The organism is Mesorhizobium sp. M4A.F.Ca.ET.020.02.1.1, from assembly GCF_004022645.1.
In the GTDB taxonomy this organism is placed as follows: Bacteria; Pseudomonadota; Alphaproteobacteria; order Rhizobiales; family Rhizobiaceae; genus Mesorhizobium.
In genome coordinates, this window is record NZ_RZOI01000844.1 from 1 (window position 1) to 2,402 (window position 2,402).

Below are 2,402 nucleotides of genomic sequence, written 5' to 3' on the forward strand. Positions count from 1 at the left end.
TCTCGACCAGGTCGCGGAGGCGCTGCAGTGCCGCGCCGGCGTCGACCAGGTGGCGCCGTTCGGCGCGACGCTGCATGTCGTCGGCTCCGACAAACAGGCGCTCAAGGCGGCGCTCGCCGATGTCGAAAAGCAGCACAAGGGCGTGACGGTGACGCCGGGCGAAACCAGCCTCGAGGACGTCTTCATCCAGTTCATGGCCGGCTCGAAGGACAATATGGGATGAAAAACAGGATGAGCGCCCTGTTCTCCTTCGCCAGGCTCGGCGCGCTGCTGATCAAGGAGTTCATCCAGATGCGGCGCGACCGCATCACCTTCGCCATGATGCTGGGCGTACCGCTGATGCAGCTGGTGCTGTTCGGCTATGCCATCAACAACGATCCGAAGAGCCTGCCGGCGGCGCTGGTGGCGACGAGCAGCGATCCCTATACGCGGGCCATGGTCTCGGCGCTGCAGACCACCGGCTATTACCGCTTCGACCATGTCGCGCAAAGTGCCGCCGAGGCCGAGTTCCTGATGTCGCGCGGCGACGTCGCCTTTGTCGTCACCATTCCCGCCGATTTCGCCCGCCGCGTCGAGCGCGGTGACAGTCCGCAGATCCTGATCGAGGCCGACGCCACCGACCCGGCCGTGGCGAGCGGCGCCATCTCGACGCTGGGCACGGTCGCCAACCAGGCGCTGCTTCGGGCGCGCGGCATGCAGGAGGCGGCGGCGGAAACCGCCAAGGGCCAGCTCGAAGTGGTGGTGCACCGGCGCTACAATCCCGAAGGCATCTCGCAATACAACATCGTGCCCGGCCTGCTCGGCGTCATCCTGCAGATGACGATGGTGATGATGACCTCGATCGCGCTGACGCGCGAGACCGAGCGCGGCACGATGGAGAACCTGCTCGCCATGCCCTCCAGCCCGCTCGAGATCATGATGGGCAAGGTGCTGCCCTATCTGGTGGTCGGCGCCGTGCAGGTGGTGGTGGTGCTGGCGGCGGCGAAGCTTCTGTTTTCCATCCCGTTCACCGGCTCGATCTCGCTGCTGTTGACCGCCGTGCTGATCTTCGTGCTGGCGCTGGTGCTGCTCGGCTACACCATCTCGACGATCGCACGCACGCAGATGCAGGCGCTGCAGCTGACCTTCTTCTTCTTCCTGCCCTCGATCATGCTGTCGGGCTTCATGTTCCCCTATCGCGGCATGCCGGGCTGGGCGCAGCTGTTCGGCGAGATCCTGCCGCTGACGCATTTCCTGCGCATCATCCGCGCGGTGATGCTAAAGGGCGCCGAGCTGCCGGCGGTGGCGACCGAGATCGGCTGGCTGGTGCTGTTCGTGGCGGTGTTTGCCGGCGTGGCGCTGGTGCGGTTCAGGCGGACGCTGGACTAGGTCCAGCAAGGCATGGGCTCCGCACGCTTGTCGCGGCTGTGCCGGACGCTCGAATGCGATAGAGTGGTGGTTCCTGTATCATCAGAGCTGGTCCGATGAGGGTCGTCGATACGGCAGAGGTCATCTTTCTCGTCGACAACGCGACGGACAGCCTGTCGTCGAGCCCCGGCTTCGTCGAGACCGAGTTCGCCCGCCTTCGCCGTCGCGGGATGCCATGGCTGTCGGGCAAATGCCTGTGCTGCGCCGCGCATGGGCTTTCCTGCCTGATCACCGTCCGGACGGCATCGGCCAGCCGCACGCTGCTGTTCGACACCGGGCCCGAGGAATGGGTGTTCGAGCGCAACGCGGTCAGGCTCGGCGTCGATCTCGGGGAGGTTGGGGCGGTAATGCTGTCGCATGGGCACTGGGACCACGCCGGCGCAATGCCGCGCGCCCTGCAGATGATCACGATGGCCAATGGCGGGCGGCCCGTCCCGACCTACATGCATCCCGACATGTTCGCCTTGCGGGCGACCAAATCCGCCGATGGGCAGTTTCGGCCGATGGAACTGGTGCCGAGCGTGGAGGTCCTGTCCGGGAGCGGCGCCGATGTCATCGTTACCCGCGACGAGCAGTTGCTTCTTGACGAGACGTTCTATGTCAGCGGCGAAATCCCGCGCGTGACCCGGTTCGAACGCGGCTTTCCCGGCCAGTATCGCCAGACCGCCGCAGGCGGCTGGGAACTGGACGAAGTGATGCCGGACGAGCGCTACGTGGCAATCAACGTGGCCGGCAAGGGGCAAATCGTCTTCACCGCCTGCTCGCACGCCGGCCTGATCAACGTCCTGACCCACGCCAAGGCACGGTTTCCGGAAATTCCGCTCTACGGCGCGTTCGGCGGCTTCCACCTCTCGGGGGTGACCGAGCCGATCATCCCCGAGACGGTCGAAGCACTGGCCGAGTTTGACCTGCAGCTGATATCGCCCGGGCATTGCACGGGCTGGCGCGCCGTGAGCGCGCTTGCGGCCGCCTATGGCGAGACGGTCGCTCCATCC

At 66.0% G+C, this 2,402-nt stretch carries 2 protein-coding genes and 1 pseudogene; all 3 read left to right on the forward strand.

The features are described 5' to 3' along the window. Positions 1-223 (forward strand): annotated as a pseudogene (locus tag EN742_RS32010) (ABC transporter ATP-binding protein); the annotation flags it as partial. An 8-nt stretch (positions 224-231) separates the two neighbouring features. Beyond that, positions 232-1,368 (forward strand): ABC transporter permease, encoded by a 1,137-nt coding sequence (locus EN742_RS32015; RefSeq protein WP_126059285.1) that lies wholly within the window; start codon positions 232-234, stop codon positions 1,366-1,368. A gap of 95 nt (positions 1,369-1,463) precedes the next feature. Further along, positions 1,464-2,402: MBL fold metallo-hydrolase (locus EN742_RS32020; RefSeq protein ID WP_148670407.1), on the forward strand; the 939-nt coding region annotated here is incomplete at its 3' end.